Source organism: Parvibacter caecicola (assembly GCF_003725335.1).
In the GTDB taxonomy this organism is placed as follows: domain Bacteria; phylum Actinomycetota; class Coriobacteriia; order Coriobacteriales; family Eggerthellaceae; genus Parvibacter; species Parvibacter caecicola.
In genome coordinates this window covers 288,273-308,943 of record NZ_QIBY01000001.1, presented here as the reverse complement: position 1 = coordinate 308,943, position 20,671 = coordinate 288,273, and the positions used below count along the sequence as shown (strand labels likewise).

Sequence of the window (20,671 nt, the reverse complement as noted above, 5' to 3'; positions counted from 1 at the left end):
GGGCGGCGGCCAAATTGCCCTACTATGGAACGCGGTGCCGCTTTGGCGGTGCGAAGTAGGTTTTTGCGGAAAGGCCCGCCCATGAGCGATGGAAAGTTCGACGCGCCGCAGACGGCGCCGCAATCGAGAATGAAGACCATTTGGGAGAACCTCATCATCGGCCGCCCCGGCATTGTGGTGGGGGCGCTTCTGGTGGTGGCGGTGGCGTGGGCCGTGGGCGGCTTTTCCGGAGGCAATGCCGCCGGGCTGCAGGCGAACGCCGACGATTTCCAGCAGGCGCGCGTGGTGCGCGTGGTGGACGGCGACACGCTGGTGCTTCAGGTGGACGGGGCCGAGGAGCGGGTGCGCCTCATCGGCATCAACTGCCCGGAATCGGTGGCGCCGGAAGAGGAGCGCAACAGCGAAGAGGGGCGCGAAGCCTGCCGCTACACCAAGCAGCTGGTGGGCGAGGGGGATACCGTGTGGTTGGAATCGGACGCGAACGACCGGGACCAGTACGACCGGCTGCTGCGCTATGTGTGGCTGGAAAAGCCCACTGATCCCAACGATGTGGGCGAAATTCGCCAGAAGATGCTGAACGGCATTTTGGTGGCCGACGGGTACGCTGAGGCGCGCCGCTACGGCGAGGACACCGCCCATGCCCAGGCGCTGGAGCAGTTAGGGCGCGAAGCGGCCGAAGAGGGCCGCGGGGTGAGCGACTTCTGGAATTGAGGAAGGCTCGCGGGTGCTATGATGGGCAAAACCATCTGGGACGAGAGGTAGTGCGCGAGCAAATGCAGACATACGTTGCAAATTACCGTTCCCCCGACGGCGCCGACGTGAGCGGCCTGGGGGTGTTTGAATTCGAGAGCGATGCCCGCATCGGCACCCGCGCGAACCTGCACGATGCCCGGCTGCGACTGCTGGAGCTGTTCGGAAAAGACGCCGTAAGCTGGACCATCACCAAAGTGGAGCGGAAAGGCGCCAAATCGAAGGTGGCCGACGGCCAGATGGAGCTGGACTTCCGCGACCCCAAGCCCCAGCCCAAGCGCAAGGCCACGAAGGCCTACTGGTAATCAGCGAAAGGTATCCCCATGAACAAAGAAGAAATCGCATTCCTGCAGGGACTGCTGGAAACCCCGTCGCCCACCGGTTGCGAGGAACCGGTGGCGCAGCTGGCGCGCGAGCGTTTGGCCGGCACCGCCGACGAGATTGCCACCGACACCATGGGCACAGTCACGGCCCGGCTGGAGGGGCGCGGCGCGGGTCCGGCCTTGATGCTTGCGGCCCATATGGACGAAGTGGGGCTGATGGTCACCTACATCAGCGACGAGGGCTTTCTTTCCGTTGCCATGGTGGGGGGCGTTGACGCCGCCGTTTTGCCAGGCATGCGGGTGGACGTGCACACGGAGGGTGGCGTGCTGCGGGGGGTGGTGGGCCGCAAGCCCATTCACCTCATTTCCCCCGATGAGCGCAAGAACGTCACCCCCATGGACAAGCTTGTCATCGACTTGGGGCTTCCGGCCGACCAAGTGAAGGAGCGGGTGCGCATCGGCGACGAGATAACCTACGGCGTGGGCTTCGAGCTGTTCGGTGAGGGCATGGCCGTCTCCCGTGCCTTCGACGACAAGTGCGGCGTGTACGTGGCAGCCCGGGTGCTGGAAAACCTCGCGGAGGCCGGCAGGGCCGAAGGGGCTTTCATCGCCGCCGCCACCGTGCAGGAGGAGATAGGCACCCGCGGCGCCATCACCTGCGCCCATGCGGTGAACCCGGATGTGGCGCTGGCCTTCGACGTCACCCACGCCACCGATTACCCCGGCATCGAGAAATCGAAGTACGGCAGCATCACCTGCGGCGAGGGCCCGGTAATCGCCCGCGGCCCCAACATCAATCCGGTGGTATTTAGGCGGTTGGTGGCGGCGGCCGAGGCAGAGGGCATTCCCTACCAGCTGGAGGCGGAGCCTTCCGTGACCGGCACCGACGCCCGCGCCATCCAGGTGACCCGCGGCGGCATCCCCACGGGACTCATCAGCGTGCCCCTGCGCTACATGCACACCCCCACCGAAGTGGTGTGCCTGGAGGACTTGGACAACACTGTGAAGCTGATCACCCGCTTTGCGCTCGATTTGCACGGCGACCTGTCGTTCGTGCCCGGCATGGGGGACGGCACCGGGGAAAAGGTGTCGGCCGGTGAACAGATTGAAGACAGCGAACGGGCTGCGGCCGAATCGGAGGCCGCTCGGATGGATGATGTGATGGAGAGCCTGGACCGGGAGGTGCGGGCCATCGAAGATTTCATCTCATCCGAGGAGTAGCGATGGACAACGAAGAGATTTACGTGGACGATACCAGCTTCCCCTTCGCCCAAAACGGCGCGGGCGACAACGATGCCCAAACGGGTTTGGAGGCCGGCGTGCTGGACGTGGCCGACCTCGACGCCGACAACTGCGATGCCGGCGTGGACCCGCTGGCCATGGAGGTGCTCAGCCGCACCTATGGCACCGCCGCCGAAGAGCTTTCCAGCGGCGCCGGCGTGTGCCATGAGCGCCGGGACCAGTAACCTGCCGCGCAACCCCGATCGCTCCGCCTGCTCGGCGGGGCCCTGACCAGATGAATTCGCTCTGGAGGACCTTATGAAAGACACCGGCCAGAAGACCATTGCCAAGAACCGCCGCGCCCTGCACGACTACGAAGTGCTGGAAACCTTCGAGGCGGGGCTGGAGCTCACCGGCACCGAAGTGCGCTCGCTGCGCGAGAACAACTGCCAGCTCACCGACTGCTTCGCCCTCATCCGCGACGGGGAGCTGTGGCTGAACAACGTGCACATTGCCCCGTATGTGAACGGCACCTACCACAATCCCGACCCTGACCGGCGCCGCAAGCTGCTGATGCACAAGAAGCAGATTCGCTACCTGCACGAGAAGGTGAAGGAGAAGGGCCTGGCCATCGTGCCTTTGCGCATGTACTTCAACGACCGGGGCCTGGTGAAGGTGGAAGTGGCGCTGGCGCGGGGTAAGAAGCTTTATGACAAGCGCCAATCGATGAAAGAGCGGGACACCCGCCGCGAGATAGACCGCGAGCTGAAATCCCGCAGCCGCTAGGGCCATCTAACGGAATTGTGGCAATCCGCGCCAGGGCGCGGGGCCGAATGCGGACGGCGGTATGATGGAGGGCGGCAACGAAGCGGCCGCATCAGGAAGGAGCAGCGCCATGGATTTGGACGAGCAGCTGGAGAGTATGGAGGAAACCGGGGAAACCGAGGCCGAGTGGACCGATCAGGAAACGGAGCTTGAAGATTTCGAGGGCGACGAGGATGAGATTCTGGGCGCCGGCGCCATGGAGTCCGACTTGGAAAGCGCCTACGAGCCCTTCTCCACCCATAACGAGGCCGACTACGACGGCTATAACGGCGGCGTGCCGGAAGGCTCCGATGCCTACGTTCCCAGCTTCGACGACGAGGTGGCGGCTGAAAACCAGGAAGACGGCGATTTGGCCGGCGAGGGCTACGCCATCGAAGACGACGATGATTTGGAAGCGGAAGTCATCGAGATGGAAATCGAGGACGGCGACATCTACGCGGTTATCGTGGACGAGGACGACAACGAGATTGGCTTCATCCTGCTCGACGACGACGGCAACCAGCAGGAATACTACTACGTTGAAGACGACGACCAGGAAGACGAGGACGGCGAGGCGGGCGTAGAGGTGATTCGCGCCTCCGACGAAAAGGAGTTCGACCTCAACATTTCCCGCGACGGTGTTACCGAGGCCACCAAAGACATGAACGAGGTGTACCGGGAGGGCGCCCAAGTGGTGGGGGAGTTCAAGTCGGTGGCCGATGAGATAAAGGCAAGCTTCGATTTCCTGAAGAACCCGCTGGGATAATCGGCTATCGTTACCATAGTTGAAACGCATGGGCCCGCGAGTCAACTGCTCGCGGGCCCGCTTTTTTTGGGGAAACGCCATCGAGAAAAGGGGAGGGAGACGCGCTATGAAAAAGATTTTCGTCGTAGGTGGTATGGGGGCCGGAAAATCCTGCGCCACGCAGGCGCTGGTGAGCCAGGGGCTGCCTTTCATCGATTTAGACAAGGTGGGCCACGACGTGCTGCGCTGGCCTGTGGTGAAAGAGGAGCTGTCCGAAGAGTTCGGCGCCGACATTATGGGCCCCGATGGGGAAGTGGACCGCAAGGCGCTGGCGGCCAAGGCCTTCGTTTCCGCCTCGGAAACTCGCAAGCTGAACCGCATCACCATGCCCCGCATCGAGGAGGCCTATTCCGACCGCGTTGATGAGCTGGAAGCCGAAGGGGTGCCGGCGGTTGTGGTGGAGTACTCGGTGTTTAAGAACCGCGAGATGTCCCTGGCTTACTCGGCCGACGTGGTGCTGGCGGTGCTGGCCCCGATGGAAACCCGCATCGAGCGGGCGGTGGCCAGCGGCTTCGACGAGCAGGACGTGCGCCGTCGCATTGCCCGCCAAATCACCGATGCCGACCGCATCCAATCCTCCGATGTGGTGTTCAACAACGACGGCACCAAAGAAGAGCTTGCTAACCAGGTAATCAGCTGGTGGAGCCAATACAAAGCCGACAACCTGTAACCCCCCCCATGACAGGGGACGGGGATAACGTCAGGTTTTTGGAGGGTGGGCCGGTTGGACGGGGCTGCGCTCGACGCGTTGTCGCGCCGAGCCTGTAGTCTCGGCACTCCTTTGGCTTTACCTTACCTCGCTCCGCCCCGCCCAACCGGCCCAGCCACAATGTTAATGCAGGTCGAATTCGTAGGGCAGAGATTCTATCTCTGCCTGAAGCCGCTGCCTCATACGGGCTGTCCGTATAGGCCGAGATAGAATCTCGGCCCTACGAATTTCGTTCGCCTGTCTGGATGAGCTTGCTGCTGTTTGGTTAGCGCTCTTGTTGGGCGGAGGCGAGGAGTTCTTCGGCGTGGGCTAGGGAGGTGGCGGTGTGGCTGCCGGACAGCAGGCGCGCCACTTCTTGGATGCGGGCGGCGTCGGTTACGGGGCGCATGAGGGTTTCCGGGGCGTCGCCGTCGGTTTTCTCCACCACGTAATGGGTGTCGGCGAAGGCGGCCACTTGCGCCAGGTGGGTAACCACGATCACCTGGTGGGTTTCCGCCAGTTGCGCCAGCAAGCGCCCCAGCGCGTGGGCGGTGGCGCCGCCCACGCCGGCGTCTATCTCATCGAATACCAGGGTGTCCACCGGGTCGGCCTGGCCCATCACCACTTTGAGCGCCAACATCACGCGGGACAGCTCACCGCCCGAGGCGATGCGGGCCAAGGGCCGCGGCGTGAGGGATTTGCCGGGAGAGAACAGGAACTCTATGGCGTCCGGGCCGTTCGCGGTCCATTGCTCGAATGGCAGCGGGGCCATTTGGCACTCCAGTTGGGCGCCCTTCATTTCCAATTGCTCCAGCACTTCGTTGATCTGCTGCTCGAAGGTGCCTTTCTGGCCGTGGCGGGCTGCGGACAGGACGCGGCCCGCCTCGCTCAAGGCGCTGTTGGCCGCGTTCAGCTGCAACTTTGCCTTCTCTACCAGTTCATCGCTGCAGTCGATGGACTCCAGCAGTTGCTGGGCTTCGCGGCGGCGCTTGTTGACGTCGGCCAATGTGGGGCCGAACAGCCGCATCAGCGCCTGCAGCTCTTGCAGTCTTGATTGCAGCAGGGCCATCTCTTCGGGGTTGAAGTCCAAATCCTCCCGGTAACGGGCGATGTCGCGGGCGGCGTCTTCTGCCAGGAACACCGCCTCCTTCAGCGGTTTGGCGAAGTCCGCCAAGGCTGCATCGGCCGCTGCGACCCCGTCCAGGGCGAAGATGGCGCTGTTGAGGGCATCGAGGGCGCCCTCTTCTTCTGCCAGCGCCCCATGGGCCGCCTGCGCCGCAGCCATGAGGGCTTCGGCGTGCTCGGCCCGTTGGGTGCGGCCCAAAAGGTCGTCGTATTCGTCGTCGAGGGGGTCGACCGCTTCGATGCGGTCGCGGTCGGCCCGCGCTTGGGCGATGGCCGCTTCGGATTGCTGCGCGGCGCTGGTGAGCCGGCTCAAGGCCGCCTGCGCCTGCTGGCGCTGCTCCCATGCGTGCTCGTAGCCCTGCAGTGCTTCTGCCAACCCCTCATGGGCCCAGCCGTCGAACAGCGCTTGGTGCCGTGCCACGTCGGTGAGCTGCTGCTGGTCGTGCTGGCCGCAGAGGTCGATGGCGGGGGCCACCAGCTGGGCAAGTTCGCCCACTGCGGCCATATGCCCGTTCACGCTCACGCGCGAGCGCCCGTCGGCCGACAGCCGCCGGATGACCACCGTTTCTTCGTCGCCGCGGAAAAACCGGCCGGCCGCCGTGGCGCTTTCGGCCCCTTCCCGCACTAGAGTCTTGTCGGCCCGTGCCCCCATCAGCAGGCGGCAGGCGGAAAGCAAGGCAGTTTTGCCCGCTCCGGTTTCGCCGGTGAGCACCGTGAAACGGGGGGAGGGGGCCAGGGTGGCCTCCCGGATGAGGGCGATGTTGGAAACCTGCAGTTCGTCGATCATATACCTGTTCCTGTCCCGGGCTAGCTGCGGCGGGCCGAGCCGTAGGCGGCGTTCTTGCGGTTGCCGAACGCGCTGCCCTTGCGGGCGGTTTTCTTCAGCTCCTTCAGAGCCGCCGATTCGTCGGTGCCCTCTACGCTGGCCTTCAGCCGCACCACTTCGTCGCGCAGACGGGCCGCCTCCTCGAAGTCCATGGCGGCGGAGGCGGAGTTCATGTCCTCCTGCATCGAGGCTATCATGCGCAGCACCTCCTCGCGGGAGAACGACGCCAGCTCGCGGTTGATGTCCTCGGCGCTTCGGCTGCCGGCCTCTTGCTCCACGAAGCCCATGATGTCGTTGATGGCCTTGCGAATGGTTTGGGGCTCTATGCCGTGCTCCTGATTGTAGGCCATCTGGATTTCGCGACGGCGTCGGGTTTCGGTGATGGCGCGGTTCATGGAATCGGTGATGCGATCGGCGTACATGATTACCTGGCCGGACACGTTGCGGGCGGCGCGGCCGATGGTTTGGATGAGGGAGCGGTGATTGCGCAGGAAGCCTTCCTTATCGGCGTCTAAGATGGCCACCAAAGTGACCTCCGGCAAGTCGAGGCCCTCGCGCAAGAGGTTGATGCCCACCAGCACGTCGAATTCGCCGCGCCGCAGGTCGCTCAATATCTCCACCCGCTCCAGCGTTGCGATGTCGGAGTGCATGTAACGGGCCTTCACGCCGCGGTCCAACAGATGGTCGGTGAGGTCTTCGGCCATCTTCTTGGTGAGGGTGGTGATGAGCACCCGCTCTTTGCGCTGGGTGCGCTCTTTCGCCTCGTCGATGATGTCGTCGATTTGGCTCAAGGTGGGGCGCACCACGATTTCCGGATCCAAAAGCCCGGTGGGGCGGATGATCTGCTCCACCTGCTGCTGGGTCACCCGTTCCTCGTAGTCGCCGGGGGTGGCGGAAACGTACACGAACTGGGGAATCCGCGCTTCGAACTCATCGAAGCGCAAGGGCCGGTTGTCCAGGCAGCTGGGCAGCCGGAAGCCGTGCTCGGCCAGCGTGATCTTGCGGGAGCGGTCGCCCTCGTGCATGCCGCGGATTTGGGGCACCGTCACGTGGGACTCGTCGATGATGCAGAGAAAGTCGTCGGGGAAGTAGTCTATGAGCGTGTAGGGGGGCTCGCCGGGGGCGCGGCCGTCCAGGTGGCGCGAGTAGTTCTCGATGCCGTTGCAGAATCCCATGGTTTCCAGCATTTCCAAATCATAGGCGGTGCGCATTTCCAGCCGTTGCGCCTCCAGCAGCTTGCCTTCCTCTTTGAACTGCTCCAGCCGCCCGCGCAGCTCGTCGCGGATGGTGCCCAGCGCCTTGTCCATCTTCGGCCGCGCTGTGACGTAATGGGAGGCGGGCCAGATGGGCAGCGCCTCGTAGGTGCCCAGCACCTCGCCGGTCACCTGGTCGATTTCGGCGATGGATTCGATTTCGTCCCCCCAGAAATCGATGCGCAGCGGGTGGTCGGCGTAAGGGGGGAATACGTCCAGCGAGTCGCCCCGTACCCGGAAGGTGCCGCGTTTCTGCTCGTAGTCGTTGCGATCGTACTGGATGTCGATCAGCTGGTGGATAACGTCGTCGCGCTCCTGGGGCACCTGCTTGTCCACGAACACCGCCATGCCGGCGTAGTCCATGGGACTGCCGATGCCGTAGATGCAGCTCACCGATGCCACCACTATCACGTCGCGCCGCGACAGCAGGGCGCTGGTGGCGGCGTGGCGCAGCTTTTCCACTTCCTCGTTTATGGAGGCGTCCTTCTCGATGAAGGTGTCAGAGGAGGGCACATAGGCTTCCGGCTGGTAGTAGTCGTAGTAGCTGACGAAGTACACCACGGCGTTGTTGGGGAAGAACTCCTTGAGCTCGCTAGCCAACTGGGCCGCCAGTGTTTTGTTGGGGGCCATGATCAAGGTGGGCTTCTGCACCGCCTCGATGGTTTTGGCCATGGTGAAGGTTTTGCCGGAGCCGGTCACCCCCAGAAGGGTTTGGTAGCGCAGCCCCTCTCCGATGCCGCGGGCCAGCTTTTCGATGGCTTGGGGCTGGTCGCCGGAAGGGCGGTAGGGGGAAATCACTTCCAAGGGGGTGGAGGCCAGCCTCACTTCCGGCAGCTTGCCTTCCATGGGGGCGCCCTCGATATTGCTCAGATGGGAACTCAACGATGCCTCCTGAACTATTACGAACGAATGTTTGAATGGTACCACTGGTCAAGCTGGCGGAAAAGGAACCGTCGGCAATTGTGGCCATCCCGTGGACGCTCTATGGCAACAATCTTAAATTCTTATTTACAGTTCGTTGTGAATATGGTTTGGCGCAGGGCCGGCGCCTTAGAATTTCGCCGTGCAAGCAACAGAAGACAAGCACGTGAAAGCGCAGGGGCTGCGCCCAGTTTGAAAACGTAGCAGAAATGAAGGATTGAGGGGTTTTGCGCCATGTACCACCAGCACGAAACGGAGTTCGACCCAAGCGCCGGCGATGAGACGGCGCACGAAGGTTCTGTGGGCGCCGCGCTCGACGCCCAGCTTCCCCGGGTGGATGCCGACATTTCTGCTGACGACAAAGGGCAAGGCCCCGCCGAACAGCCACGGGGCGACGGCAATGCGGCCAGTACGGGGAAGATTCCCCGCGTTTCCTCCCTCGGCTCTTCCCCTACGCCCCACGTGGCCCATGGCGTCCAAGAAGCCGCCGAACAGCGCGATCACATGAGGGAGCCGGTGCACACCACCGCCTCCGACGTTGCGGCCCCCGCCGACGTGCGCTGGCCCGGCTCGAAACCCCCCACGGTAGACCCCTACGAGCCGCGCCCCCGGAAAAGCCGCAGAAAAGCAGCGGTCGCCGGCGCGGTGGTGGCGACCCTTGTGCTGGCGGTCGCCGGTGTGGCGGCGTTCGCGCACTTTAACCCGGCGCCGGTTTCGGTGACGGTGAACGGCATCGCGGTGAGCGTGGCCCCCAACGTCACGGCCCAGCAGCTGGAAGACGCCGCCGTTGCCGCCGGCATGGAAGCACCGGTCCACGGAAACCACCTAGCCATCGACGGCTCCGTAATAGAGGAGGGGGGCGGCGAGCCCTACAGCGTCAACGTAAACGGGCAGGCCGCGCCCGATGGGCCCCTGCAGCTGCAAGAGGGCGCTCAGGTGGCCTTCCAAAACGGCGCCGACACCACCGAAGACTTCACTACCGAGGAGCTGCCGGCCCCGTCGGGCGTGGAGCGCACCGGCACCGGCGCCATCCACGCTTACATCGCCGGCACTCCGGGCAAGATGAACCGCAAGACGGGGGCGGAGTCGGGCGTTCAGGTGGACGAGATGACCGAAGAGCCGGTGGACGGCCAGCTGAAGTGCTACAACGCCGATACCGGCGGCGACAAGGTGATTGCCCTCACCTTCGACGACGGCCCCTGGGCCAACCCCGACACCACCCGCCAGATTCTCGACATCCTGGAACAGAACGATGCCAAGGCCACGTTCTTCACGGTGGGCAACTGCATCCAGAACGCTCCCGACCAGGTGAAGCGCGTCTTCGATGCGGGGCACGAGATTCTCACCCATTCCCGCGATCATGCCAAGGGCGACGGCAACGGGGTGGACCTTACCCGCATGAAGCCGGAGGACCAAATTGCCGAGATAACCGAGGGCTACGACGCCATTGAGGCGGTTACCGGCCAAGTGCCCGCCACCGTCATCCGCGCGCCGGGCGGCAACTTCGACGGCGACATCCTGAAAACCCTCGAACCCTACGTCACCTTCGAGATCGGTTGGAACATCGACACCATGGACTGGAGCCGGCCGGGCACCGACGAAGTGGAAAAGCAGCTGATGAAGGCCGGCTCCGGCGACATCGTGCTGATGCACGACGGCGGTGGCGATCGCAGCGAAACCGTTGAGGCGCTGGCCGAATGCCTGCCGAAACTGAAGGAGCAGGGCTATAGGTTCGTGACCATCGACGAGCTTCTGGCCTACAACAATCCGGAGGACATGTAGTCGGCGCCGCTTGTGAATTTATGGACGATTTGCTTGCATTTTACGGCGTGTTTAGGGATGATTACCCCTCAAGGTTAGAGCGGAAAACGATACCACTTAAATGAAAAACCTGCTTTTACCTGGGATATGCCGCTGCGCTGCAGCGCGCTATCCATATTGTGGAAAACAGGAAAAGGCCTCAGTGACCAAACGGGAAAACGTCATATCCGCTTTCGTTGCCTTCGGCAGGGTTGCCTTGTGCGCCCTGCTGGTGTTGTGCGCTGTGCCCGCCCGTTCGCTGGCCATTTCGGTGGACGAGGCCCAACGGGCCCTGGACAGCGCCGAAGCCCAGGTGGCGGCCATTTCCGAAGAGTATGCTCAAATCCAGCAGCAGATCGAGGACCTGCAAACCCAAATAAACGAGACCGCCGACGAGGCCATGGCGGCCCAGCAGGCGGTCATCGACGGGCAGGCGGCCATCAGCGAGGCGGCCAACTACGAATACCGTCACGACACCAACGTGTCGCTGCTCACCATCATCCTGGAGTCCGATAGCTTCTCCGACCTTCTGAAGAACCTCGATTACATGAGTCGCATCATGGAGCACCATGCCAGCGTGATTGAGGAGCAGAAGGCCAACAAAGAGCGCTTCGACGAGGCCATTGACGCCCTGAACGCCCAGATGAGCACCCAGGAAGCGCTGAAGGACACGTTGGACCAGAAGCGCGAAGAGGCCCAGGCGGTGGTGGCCGGCGCCGAAGCCCAGCTGGCGGACGCCCAGGCGGCGGAAGCGGCCCGTTTGGAGCAGCTGCGCCGCGAGGCGGAAGCCCTGGCCCGCGCCCGTGCGGAGGAAGAGGCCCGCAAGGCCGCCGAAGAGCAGGCGGCCAAGGATGCCGAAGCGGCCGCGAAGGCGGAGCAGGAAGCCAACCAGGGGGGCGATTCCAGCTCTGGCAACAGCGGCAACAGCGGCAACCAAGGTTCTTCCGGCGGTTCGTCGGCTCCCAGCGGCGCCGGCTGGCAAACCGGTTGGGCCACCGCCTACAACGTGGTGGGCACCACCGCCAACGGCAGTCAGTGCGGCCCCGGCACCATGGGGGTGGCCGTCCCCATGTCCTGGCCCAACTACCGCAGTTACTTCGGCAAAAAGGTGGAGATATCCTACGGCGGCGTCACGGTGCTGGCCGTCATCAACGACTGTGGCTACATGGGGGGCGGCATCACTTCGCTTGACCTGCAACCGGGCGTGTACGCCAAGCTGGGGTACCCCACTGCCGAGGACTGGGGCCGCCGGAAGGTGAGCTACCGCATTCTGGGTTAGGTACCGCTTACGTGGCGTCCGCAGTTCGACGCGGTGTTTTTGCCCAGTTACCCCGCTATTTTGCTATACTTCGTTGTTACCTGTTACGCCCCGCACGATGGGGCGTATTTCACGGTGGAGCATATCTGCCCCCGCATGGGGCAGCGAAAACCATAACGGGGCTACAGAAAGGCTTTGGTCCGAATGGCTATTACGGAAGAACTGGCTCAGCTTGAGGCCGACACCCTGGCCGCCATCGCCGCTGCCGGCACATCTGCTGAGTTGGAGGCGATACGCGTTGCGGTGGTGGGCAAATCCGGCACCCTCACCGCATACCTGCGCTCGATGGGCAGCGTGCCCAAGGAAGAGCGGGCCCAGGTTGGCAAGGCGGTGAACGCCGCCCGGGTTGCAGTGGAAGAGGCGTTGGCCCAGGCCAAGACGGCGCTGGCCGCCCAGGAGATGGCCCAGGCCATCGACGCGGCGGCGGTGGACGTCACTTTGCCCGGCCGCGCCCAGGTGATCGGCACCCGCCACCTCATCAACAACATCATCGATGAGATTTCTGAGGTATTTCTGGGGCTGGGCTATTCGGTGGCCACCGGCCCCGAGGTGGAAACCGACTATTACAACTTCGAGGCGTTGAACGCCCCGGCCGACCATCCCAGCCGCAGCATGCAGGACACCTTCTACGTGCGCGACCTGTCCGGCGCTGCTGCGGCGGTGCGCGGCGAGTCGGAGGTGCTGCTGCGCACCCAAACCTCTGGCGTGCAGGTGCACGCCATGGAGGACGAAGAGCTGCCCATTTACGTCATTGCGCCCGGCAAGGTGTACCGCCGCGACGTGGCCGACCCCTCCCATCTTCCGCAGTTCCATCAGATAGAAGGCCTGGTGGTAGACCGGGGCATCACTTTCGGCGACCTCAAGGGCACGCTGGATTACTTCTGCAAGCAATTGTTCGGCCCCGAGCGCAAAACCCGTTTCCGCGCCCATTACTTCCCCTTCACCGAGCCCTCGGCCGAAGTGGACGTGAGCTGCGGCATCTGCCACGGCGAGGGCTGCCGCATGTGCAAGGGCACCGGTTGGCTGGAGCTTCTGGGCTGCGGCATGGTGGACCCCAACGTATTGGAAATGAGTGGCATCGATCCGGAAGTGTATTCCGGTTTCGCCTTCGGGCTGGGGGTGGAGCGGGCCGCCTGCATGAAGTACAACGTGCCCGACCTGCGCATGCTGTTGGAAGGCGACATGCGCTTCTTGCGACAGTTCTAACGGCCCTCCGGCCCTCTACGCGCGTTTAGCCCCGGCGCCGGCCGGGCGCTGGTACAGGAAAGAGATGGACAGATGAAAGTATCTTTGAAGTGGCTCTCGGAATACGTTGAGGTGCCCAGCAACCTGAAGGCCTTCTGTGACCGGTTGGACCTCACCGGCACCGGCGTGGAGGCGGTGGAGACGCTGGGAGCCACTTTCGAGCACGTGGTGACGGCGCAGGTGCTTGCCAAGGAGCCGCACCCCGATTCCGACCACATGTGGGTGTGCACGGTGGACGTGGGGGCCTGCAATCTGGACGAGGAGGGCAACCCCCAGCCCATCACCGTGGTGTGCGGCGCTCAAAACTTCGAGGCCGGCGACCACATTGTGACGGCGCTGCCCGGGGCCGAGCTGCCCGGTGGCGTGAAGATCAAGAAGTCGAAGCTTCGGGGGGTGGCCTCCTGCGGCATGAACTGCTCTGCCCGCGAACTGGGGCTCTCTTCCGATCATTCCGGCATCATGATTTTGCCTGAGGACGCTCCGGTGGGGGTTCCCTATGCGGAATACGCCCAGCTCACCGACATGGTGCTTGATTTGGAGATAACCCCTAACCGCCCTGACTGCCTGTCCATGGTGGGCATGGCCCGCGAGGTGGGGGCGATGTACCGCATCCCGTACCGCAACCCGCTCAACTCCATGGCCGAGAAGATGCAGCCGGTGCGCGAGGGGAGGGCCATCGACTCCACGGTGTCCATCACCATCCCCGAGCCGGATCGCTGCCCCCGCTACACCGTCCGCATCATTCGCGGCGTGAAGGTGGGTCCCAGCCCCGATTGGTTGGTGGAGCGGTTGGCCAGCATCGGGCAGCGCTCCGTCAACAACGTGGTGGACGTCACCAACTACATCCTGTTTTTGTTCGGCCAGCCGCTGCATTCGTTTGACTTGGCCAAGGTGCGCAACGCCCACGGTTACGCCAACATTATGGTGCGGGCCGCCGAAGAAGGGGAGCATCTGGAAACCCTCGACGGCGTTGACCGCGTTCTCACCCCGGACATGACGGTTATCGCCACCCCGGACGCCGGCCCCATCGCCCTGGCGGGCGTGATGGGCGGCGCCGCCACCGAAGTGGACGAGGGCACTACCGAGATCTTGCTGGAGGCGGCCACCTTCTGTCCGGGTCGCACCAGCCGCACCAGCCGCAACCTGGGGCTGTTCAGCGAAAGCTCGATGCGCTACGAGCGCGGCGTGGACGACCACGGCATCGACGTGCGCTCGGCTGCCGCCTGCGCCCTCATCGTGGAAGTGGCCGGCGGGGAAGTGGTGTACGCCATCACCAACAACGAGGGCTTGGTGGACGCCTGGCCGAAGAAGACCGAGCCCAAGCAGCTGCAGTTCCGCATTTCTCGCTTCTGCCAGATGATGGGGGCCAACATCCCCCGCGCCATCGTGGTGGAGATTTTGAAGCGCCTCGGCTGCGCCGTGGAGGACAACGAGGGGGATCGCCTGCAGGTGGTGGCCCCCACGTTCCGCCCCGACCTGGAGCGGGAAATCGACCTTTACGAAGAGGTGCTGAGGCTTTGGGGCATGGACCGCATCCCCGCTACGCTTCCCGGTGGCCGCGGCCGTTTCGGCACCCGCACGGCGGCGGCGCTGGCCAACGACATTGTGGTGGCCACGCTGCGGGCCAGCGGTCTGAACGACACCATGACCTACTCTTTCGCCGATCCAGCCGACATGGAGCGGCTGGGCATGACCTTCGAGGCGGGGGTTTTGCCGGTAGAGCTGATCAACCCGCTGAACTCCGCCCAGTCGGTAATGCGCCAGTCCATCATTCCGGGGCTGTTGCGGTCGGTGGCCTACAACCAGGCCCGCGGCGTGAGCGACGTGCAGCTGTTCGAGATGGGCACGGTGTTCAGCACCGCCGAGGGGCGCAAGAAGCCCAAAGAGCGCCAGAAGGTGGCCGGCGTGCTGGCGGGCAGCCTGCAGCGGGCCGGCTGGAACACGGCGCCGGTGCAGCTGGACTTCTTCGACGCGAAGGGCGTGGTGGAAAACCTCGTGCGCGAACTGGCGCTTTTCAAGGTGCGCTTCGCCCCGCTCTCTTCCGAGGAGGCCCCCTTTTTGCAGCCGGGCCGCGCTGCGTCCATTGTGGCTGGCGGCACCGCCCTTGGCTGGGTGGGGGAGATTCACCCCCGCGCCTGCGAGGCTTTCGAGGCGAAGGGGCCGGTGGCCGCCTTCGAGCTTGACTTGGGCGCCCTGCAGAAGAGCCGCAACGCCGCACGGCCCTACGTGGACGTCCCCAGCTTCCCGCCGATTGAAATCGACCAGGCTTTCGTGGTGGACGAGGACGTGACCGCCGAGCGCATGGGGCAGGTTATCAAGTCGGCCGGCGGCAAGCTGCTGGAGAGCGTTCAGCTGTTCGACGTGTTTCGCGATGCGGAGAAGGTGGGCCCCGGCAAGAAGTCGATGGCCTTCAAGCTGGTGTTCCGCTCGCCCGAGCGCACGCTTACCAGCGACGAAGTGGAAAAGACGGTGGCCAAGTTGCAGGCGAAAGTGCAGGGGGCCACGGGGGCGGAAGTTCGCGGCTAGCGGGTAAGTTCCACAGCGGCGCATACCGAACAAGGCGTGCGCCGCTTTTGTTTTTGGGGCCGGTGCGCCGCTTGGCGGCCGTCCGTGCGGGAAAGGATTGTTATGTGCGGAATCGTGGGGTTCACCGGGAGCATTGCCGCCCAGCCCGTTTTGATCGAGGGGCTGCGGCGGTTGGAGTACCGCGGTTACGATTCGGCCGGAGTTGCCATTCTGCAGCCGGAAGGGGCGCTGGAGGTGGTGTGCCGCAAGGGCAAGGTGTCCGAGCTTGAGCACACCCTTTCCCATTTCAACTTCAAGGGTACCTGCGGCATCGGCCACACCCGCTGGGCCACCCACGGGCGCCCGTCTGAGGCCAACGCCCATCCGCACGTGTCCTGCGACGGGGACATCGCGGTGGTGCACAACGGCATCATCGAGAACTTTGCCGAGCTGCGGGAAGAGCTGAAGGCGGCCGGCCATACCTTCCGCAGCGACACCGACACCGAGGTTATCGCCCATCTGCTGGAAGAGGCCTTCAAGGCCGGTTGCCCCGATTTGACGGCGGCGCTATCCATGGCGGCGGGGCGCCTGGTGGGCGCCTACGGCATTGCGGTGGTGTGCGACCGCGAACCGGGCACCATCGCCGTCACCCGCAAGGATTCCCCCATTGTGGTGGGGGTGGGGGCCCAGGGGAGCTACGTGGCCTCCGACATCATCGCCATGATAGACGCCACCCGCGATGTGGTGGTGCTCTCCGACGGGCAGGTGGCTCGCCTGCGCCCCGACGGGGTGGATTTCTTCGACGCGGCCGGCAACCCCGTGAACCCGCCTATCACCCACATCGACTGGGACATGGACACCGCCGAAAAGGGCGGCTACCCGGATTTCATGCTGAAAGAGATCCACGAGCAGCCGCGGGTGATCCGCGACACCCTGGCGGGCCGGCTGGACGGCGGCTCCATTTCCATCGACGAGCTGGACATGTCCTCTGAAGAGCTGCACCTGGTGGACCGGGTGTACATCATCGCCTGCGGCACCAGCTACCATGCCGGCCTGATAGCGAAGAACCTCATCGAGGCGTGGGCCCGCATCCCTTGCGAGGTGGAGGTGGCCAGCGAGTTCCGCTACCGCGACCCCATCATCACCCCCACCACGCTGGTGGTGGCGGTTTCCCAGTCGGGCGAGACGGCCGACACGCTGGCGGCCATTCGCGACGCTCGTGTGAAGGGGGCCAAAGTGTTCGGCATCACCAATGTGGTGGGCAGCCCCGTCGCCCGCGAAAGCGACGGCGTTATCTACACCAAGGCCAACAAGGAGATTGCCGTGGCCTCCACCAAGAGCTTCTTGGGGCAGGTGGTTTCCCTCACGCTGCTGGCGCTGCTGCTGGGCCAGAGCCACGGAACCCTCACCACCCGCCAAATCAAGCTGCTGTTCAGCGAATTGGCCGACACCGCCGAGCAAGTGGAGCGCATCCTGGCTGACGATTCCGCCATACAGGAGGCGGCGCGGGCCTGCGCCGATGCCACCAGCGCCCTGTTCATCGGCCGCGGCATGGGCTCGGCTATCAGCTACGAGGGGGCATTGAAGCTGAAGGAAATCAGCTACCTGCACGCCGAGGCCTACCCGGCCGGCGAGATGAAGCACGGTCCCATTGCGCTCATCGACGAAGGGTTCCCGGTCATCGCCATCGCCACCCGGGGGCCGGTGTACGACAAGGTGGTGTCGAACCTGCAGGAGTCCCGCGCCCGCGGGGCGATGGTGGTGGCCGTTGCCACCGAGGGGGACGAAGAGATAAAGCGCCACGCTGACCACGTAATTTACATTCCGAAGGTGCGCGACGCGTTTTCTCCCATTACCGCCAGCGTGCCGCTGCAGATGTTCGCCCGCTGCATTGCCCTTGAGCGCGGTTGCGACGTGGACCAGCCGCGGAATTTGGCCAAATCGGTTACGGTGGAGTAGACATGGGACGCAAGCAGCTGGAAAAAACCTTGGCCGAGGCCGCTTCCATAAAGATGGCCCCCGATGCGGTGGGGCTGGGGGTGGACGTGGTGGAAGTGGCCCGCATGGAGGCCATTTTGAAGCGCACCCCCTCTTTTGCGGAGAAGGTGTTCTCCCCCGAAGAGCGCGCCTACTGCGACGGCACCTCCAACCGGGCCGCCCACTATGCCACCCGTTTCGCCGCCAAGGAAGCGGTGCTGAAGGCGCTGGGCACCGGATTCTCGGAAGGCATCGCCTACCGCGATGTGGAGGTGCAGCGCAATGCGAAGGGGCGGCCCGTGGTGGCGCTGCACGGCCGTGCCCAGGAAATCGCCGTCCAGATGGGGGTGCGGGAAATGCCGCTCTCCATTTCGTACACCCATAGCGAGGGCGTGGCGTGCGCCCTGGCCATCACGGAAAAATCGGTGGAGGCCCAAGAGAAGCGCAAAGACCCCATGGAAGAGCTGGCGGCCCAGTTCAAGGAGGCCCGCTCCTTTTTGGACGAGATTTAGCCCTCCAGTTGCTTGAAGGCGTCCGGAAGCGCTTCGATGACGTCTTCGGGCACCACCGAGCGCAGCCCGTGCGAGGCGGCTGCGCTGTTGCCGGCCCAGGCGTGGAGGGTGCATCCCAGTACGGCCGCCGCAAAGGGCTCTGCCCCTTGGGCCAGAAGGGCGCCTATGATGCCGGCCAGCACATCTCCCGTGCCCGCCTTTGCCAAAGCGGCGGTGCCCTCGTTCACCTCCACCAGCCGCTGCCCATCGGATATGAAGGTGGTTGGCCCCTTCAGCGCCACGATGGCGCCGAAGGCACGGGCCAGGGCCGAGGCCGTCTCGGCGGGGGAAGCATCATCGATGCCCGCCGCCCGGGCCAAGGCGGCCGCTTCGCCCCCGTGGGGCGTCAGCACCAGGGGCCCGCGCTGCGCCCGGCCACGCGCCTGGGCCCGGGCAAGGCCGTAGGGGGTGGCAAGGGCCCGCAGGGCCCCGCCGTCCAGCAGAAGCGGCGTGGCCGCTTCCGTCAGCGACTCTAAAGCCAGGCGACAGCAGGTATCGTCTTCGCCGTCGAACCCGGGGCCCACCACCGCCGCCGCCGGATGGCGGGGGGCGGCGGCCACCGCGTTCCAGTTCCAGTCGTCCCAGCTCGAGGCCACCAGCGACGGGCGGAAGGCACGCACGAGGGCGACGGCCTCAGGGCTGCAGGCCACCGAAGTGTAGCCAGCGCCGGCCCTCTGGCCTGCGGCGGCACACAGAGCGGCGGCGCCGGGGTAGCGGCTGCAGCCGGCCACCACGTGCAGGTGGCCGCGGGTGTACTTGTTTGCTAGCGGGTTCAGCGGGGGAAGGGCGCCAGCTAGCTGCTGGGCGGGCCAATGCTCTGCCATGGGGCCTCTCATCATTCGGGAAACGGTAGATGTGCGCTTCAAGGATACCGCAAAAAAGAAAGGGACCGGCGCCATTGAGGGGAGAGGGGCGCCGGTCCAGAAGGAGGGGACGTGCGGCTGTTTGAACAACCGCGCTGTTTTTCTTAACAGCAGGCAAATGAGTAAGGAGGGGAAAGACCTCATTTGCTTGTCACCTATTATAGAAACCACCTTTGGAGAGGAAATGACGGAGGGGTGCTCAAATTATGAAAATGCCCCGGGGCAATCTAAACAATTCTTAAGATGTGCTGTCTGTAACCCCAACATTTGTTCTGGTTTTGCGTAAAACAGCCCGATAGTCTGCTATGATGGTGCCCATGGAAACTTTATTTGCTGAGATTGAAGCCGAAAAGAAATTGAGCGTGGCGCCCCTGGCGGTGCGCATGCGGCCCCGCACCTTGGACGAGGTGGTGGGGCAGGCCGAAGCGGTGGGTCCCGGCAGCTGGCTGCGCAGCGCCATCGAACAGGACGCCTTGAGCTCGGTCATATTGTTCGGCCCGGCCGGCACTGGTAAAACCTCGCTGGCCCACGTGGTGGCCGCCACAACGAAGGCGGTGTTCGTGGAGGTCTCCGCCATCGGCGGCACGGTGGCGGATCTTCGCCGGGAGATAACCAGCGCCGAGCAGCGGCTGGCCATGGGGGGCCTTCGCACCATCTTGTTCGTGGACGAGATCCACCGCTTCAACCGCAGCCAACAGGACGCGCTGTTGCACGCGGTGGAAGATCGCTCGGTGGTGCTGATCGGCGCCACTACGGAAAACCCCTTCTTCGAGGTGAACTCGGCGCTCATCTCTCGCTCCCGCATCGTGGAGCTGTCCTCGCTTTCCGATGAAGAGGTGCGCCAGCTGGTGGGGCGGGCCGTAACCGACGAGCGGGGCCTGGCCGGTGCCTACGTTTTGGAGCCGGAGGCGCTGGAGGCCATCGTCACCCTTTCGGGCGGGGACGGCCGCGCCTCCCTCACTACGCTGGAGCTGGCGGCCGGCCTGCAGCCGCCGGGAACCCCGGAGGCGCCCGCCGCCATAACCGAGGCCATGGTGCGCACCTCAAACCCCCATCGGGCGCTGCCCTACGACAAGAACAAGGACATGCACTACGACATCATATCCGCTTTCATCAAGTCGATGCGCGGGTCGGACCCGGATGCCGCGGTGTACTGGCTGGCCCGCATGATCGATGGCGGGGAAGATCCTAAGTTCATCGCCAGGCGCATGTACATCGCCGCTTCGGAGGACATCGGCAACGCCGACCCCCAGGCGCTGCTGGTAGCGGAGGCCGCGTTTCGGGCGGCTGAGGTGATTGGCTACCCCGAATGCCGCATCAACCTTGCCCAAGCGGCCATTTATCTGGCCTTGGCCCCGAAATCCAATGCGGCCGAGGCCGCCATCGATGCGGCGCTGCGGGAAGTGCGCAACGGCCCCTTGCGGCCGGTTCCCGACTGTCTGCGTGACCGCCACCGCCCCGGTTCGGAGGACTACGGCACCTACCTGTACCCCCACAATTACCCGGGGGGCTGGGTGAACCAGCGCTACCTGCCCGACGGCTTGGAAAAAGGGGATTTCTACCATCCGAGTCCCCGCGGCTGGGAGGCATGGCGGGTGGAATCCACCGCCCGCGACCGGGCGGATTCTTGACATCCCCCTCTTTCGGCGGTAAATCTTCGTCCATACAGATAAGTAACGTATAAAGGTGGCCGTGC

17 protein-coding genes are annotated in these 20,671 nt (G+C 64.4%); 14 read left to right on the top strand and 3 right to left on the bottom strand.

From position 1 onward, the window contains the following. The first annotated feature begins 81 nt into the window (after window positions 1–81). From DMP11_RS01310 to coaE, 7 genes are all read left to right on the top strand, one after another. Window positions 82–711: a thermonuclease family protein gene (locus tag DMP11_RS01310; protein ID WP_161555263.1), complete on the top strand. Its 630-nt coding sequence runs from the start codon at window positions 82–84 to the stop codon at window positions 709–711. Window positions 712–773: 62 nt separating this feature from the next. Continuing rightward, a complete protein-coding gene (locus DMP11_RS01305) occupies window positions 774–1,055 on the top strand; it encodes a hypothetical protein (protein ID WP_123184830.1) in 282 nt (93 codons plus the stop codon). 18 nt (window positions 1,056–1,073) lie between these two features. Beyond that, window positions 1,074–2,294 carry a M42 family metallopeptidase gene (locus DMP11_RS01300; protein ID WP_123184679.1) on the top strand — a complete coding sequence of 407 codons (1,221 nt, stop codon included), beginning with the start codon at window positions 1,074–1,076 and terminating at the stop codon, window positions 2,292–2,294. Window positions 2,295–2,296: 2 nt separating this feature from the next. Next, entirely contained in the window at window positions 2,297–2,539 is a 243-nt protein-coding gene (locus DMP11_RS01295) for a hypothetical protein (protein WP_123184678.1), read from the top strand. 73 nt (window positions 2,540–2,612) lie between these two features. Beyond that, the gene (gene smpB, locus DMP11_RS01290; protein ID WP_123184677.1) at window positions 2,613–3,080 is read left to right on the top strand and encodes an SsrA-binding protein SmpB; all 468 of its coding nucleotides are present in this window, start codon (window positions 2,613–2,615) and stop codon (window positions 3,078–3,080) included. Window positions 3,081–3,189: 109 nt separating this feature from the next. Next, complete coding sequence (locus DMP11_RS01285; protein ID WP_123184676.1) at window positions 3,190–3,864, top strand: hypothetical protein; 675 nt, start codon at window positions 3,190–3,192, stop codon at window positions 3,862–3,864. A 106-nt stretch (window positions 3,865–3,970) separates the two neighbouring features. Further along, window positions 3,971–4,573 carry a dephospho-CoA kinase gene (gene coaE, locus DMP11_RS01280; RefSeq protein WP_123184675.1) on the top strand — a complete coding sequence of 201 codons (603 nt, stop codon included), beginning with the start codon at window positions 3,971–3,973 and terminating at the stop codon, window positions 4,571–4,573. Between the two features lie 304 nt (window positions 4,574–4,877). Here the strand turns inward: coaE and DMP11_RS01275 are convergent, their stop codons facing one another. Together DMP11_RS01275 and uvrB are read right to left on the bottom strand one after the other, a co-directional pair. Further along, window positions 4,878–6,503, bottom strand: a complete 1,626-nt coding sequence (locus DMP11_RS01275) for a DNA repair protein RecN (protein WP_123184674.1) — start codon at window positions 6,501–6,503, stop codon at window positions 4,878–4,880. A 20-nt stretch (window positions 6,504–6,523) separates the two neighbouring features. Further along, on the bottom strand, window positions 6,524–8,641 hold the full coding sequence (uvrB, locus tag DMP11_RS01270; protein ID WP_123184829.1) for an excinuclease ABC subunit UvrB: 2,118 nt from the start codon (window positions 8,639–8,641) through the stop codon (window positions 6,524–6,526). A gap of 309 nt (window positions 8,642–8,950) precedes the next feature. Between uvrB and DMP11_RS01265 the strand changes: the two genes are divergently transcribed. The 6 genes from DMP11_RS01265 (at window position 8,951) to acpS (ending at window position 18,073) form a co-directional block, all read left to right on the top strand. Further along, window positions 8,951–10,498 (top strand): polysaccharide deacetylase family protein, encoded by a 1,548-nt coding sequence (locus tag DMP11_RS01265; protein WP_123184673.1) that lies wholly within the window; start codon window positions 8,951–8,953, stop codon window positions 10,496–10,498. Window positions 10,499–10,679: 181 nt separating this feature from the next. Continuing rightward, on the top strand, window positions 10,680–11,795 hold the full coding sequence (locus tag DMP11_RS01260; RefSeq protein WP_123184672.1) for a coiled-coil domain-containing protein: 1,116 nt from the start codon (window positions 10,680–10,682) through the stop codon (window positions 11,793–11,795). Window positions 11,796–11,978: 183 nt separating this feature from the next. Continuing rightward, the gene (gene pheS / locus DMP11_RS01255; RefSeq protein ID WP_123184671.1) at window positions 11,979–13,040 is read left to right on the top strand and encodes a phenylalanine--tRNA ligase subunit alpha; all 1,062 of its coding nucleotides are present in this window, start codon (window positions 11,979–11,981) and stop codon (window positions 13,038–13,040) included. Between the two features lie 72 nt (window positions 13,041–13,112). Then, window positions 13,113–15,605, top strand: a complete 2,493-nt coding sequence (pheT, locus tag DMP11_RS01250; protein WP_123184670.1) for a phenylalanine--tRNA ligase subunit beta — start codon at window positions 13,113–13,115, stop codon at window positions 15,603–15,605. A 102-nt stretch (window positions 15,606–15,707) separates the two neighbouring features. After that, window positions 15,708–17,543, top strand: a complete 1,836-nt coding sequence (gene glmS / locus DMP11_RS01245) for a glutamine--fructose-6-phosphate transaminase (isomerizing) (protein ID WP_123184669.1) — start codon at window positions 15,708–15,710, stop codon at window positions 17,541–17,543. Window positions 17,544–17,545: 2 nt separating this feature from the next. Then, on the top strand, window positions 17,546–18,073 hold the full coding sequence (gene acpS, locus DMP11_RS01240; RefSeq protein WP_123184668.1) for a holo-ACP synthase: 528 nt from the start codon (window positions 17,546–17,548) through the stop codon (window positions 18,071–18,073). Here acpS and DMP11_RS01235 read toward each other — a convergent pair. Then, window positions 18,070–18,936, bottom strand: a complete 867-nt coding sequence (locus tag DMP11_RS01235) for an NAD(P)H-hydrate dehydratase (RefSeq protein ID WP_123184667.1) — start codon at window positions 18,934–18,936, stop codon at window positions 18,070–18,072. The two genes, acpS and DMP11_RS01235, sit on opposite strands and share 4 nt — an antisense overlap. 356 nt (window positions 18,937–19,292) lie before the next feature. Here DMP11_RS01235 and DMP11_RS01230 point away from each other — a divergent pair, with 356 nt between their 5' ends. Beyond that, on the top strand, window positions 19,293–20,606 hold the full coding sequence (locus tag DMP11_RS01230; RefSeq protein ID WP_123184828.1) for a replication-associated recombination protein A: 1,314 nt from the start codon (window positions 19,293–19,295) through the stop codon (window positions 20,604–20,606). Window positions 20,607–20,671 lie beyond the last annotated feature (65 nt).

Coding starts and splice junctions, on each gene's coding strand:
- smpB (WP_123184677.1), top strand. CDS start 2,613: ATGAAAGACACCGGCCAGAAGACCATTGCCAAGAACCGCCGCGCCCTG.
- DMP11_RS01230 (WP_123184828.1), top strand. CDS start 19,293: ATGGAAACTTTATTTGCTGAGATTGAAGCCGAAAAGAAATTGAGCGTG.
- DMP11_RS01235 (WP_123184667.1), bottom strand. CDS start 18,936: ATGGCAGAGCATTGGCCCGCCCAGCAGCTAGCTGGCGCCCTTCCCCCG.
- coaE (WP_123184675.1), top strand. CDS start 3,971: ATGAAAAAGATTTTCGTCGTAGGTGGTATGGGGGCCGGAAAATCCTGC.
- DMP11_RS01285 (WP_123184676.1), top strand. CDS start 3,190: ATGGATTTGGACGAGCAGCTGGAGAGTATGGAGGAAACCGGGGAAACC.
- DMP11_RS01310 (WP_161555263.1), top strand. CDS start 82: ATGAGCGATGGAAAGTTCGACGCGCCGCAGACGGCGCCGCAATCGAGA.
- acpS (WP_123184668.1), top strand. CDS start 17,546: ATGGGACGCAAGCAGCTGGAAAAAACCTTGGCCGAGGCCGCTTCCATA.
- pheS (WP_123184671.1), top strand. CDS start 11,979: ATGGCTATTACGGAAGAACTGGCTCAGCTTGAGGCCGACACCCTGGCC.
- DMP11_RS01300 (WP_123184679.1), top strand. CDS start 1,074: ATGAACAAAGAAGAAATCGCATTCCTGCAGGGACTGCTGGAAACCCCG.
- DMP11_RS01265 (WP_123184673.1), top strand. CDS start 8,951: ATGTACCACCAGCACGAAACGGAGTTCGACCCAAGCGCCGGCGATGAG.
- DMP11_RS01275 (WP_123184674.1), bottom strand. CDS start 6,503: ATGATCGACGAACTGCAGGTTTCCAACATCGCCCTCATCCGGGAGGCC.
- DMP11_RS01295 (WP_123184678.1), top strand. CDS start 2,297: ATGGACAACGAAGAGATTTACGTGGACGATACCAGCTTCCCCTTCGCC.
- DMP11_RS01305 (WP_123184830.1), top strand. CDS start 774: ATGCAGACATACGTTGCAAATTACCGTTCCCCCGACGGCGCCGACGTG.
- pheT (WP_123184670.1), top strand. CDS start 13,113: ATGAAAGTATCTTTGAAGTGGCTCTCGGAATACGTTGAGGTGCCCAGC.
- glmS (WP_123184669.1), top strand. CDS start 15,708: ATGTGCGGAATCGTGGGGTTCACCGGGAGCATTGCCGCCCAGCCCGTT.
- uvrB (WP_123184829.1), bottom strand. CDS start 8,641: ATGGAAGGCAAGCTGCCGGAAGTGAGGCTGGCCTCCACCCCCTTGGAA.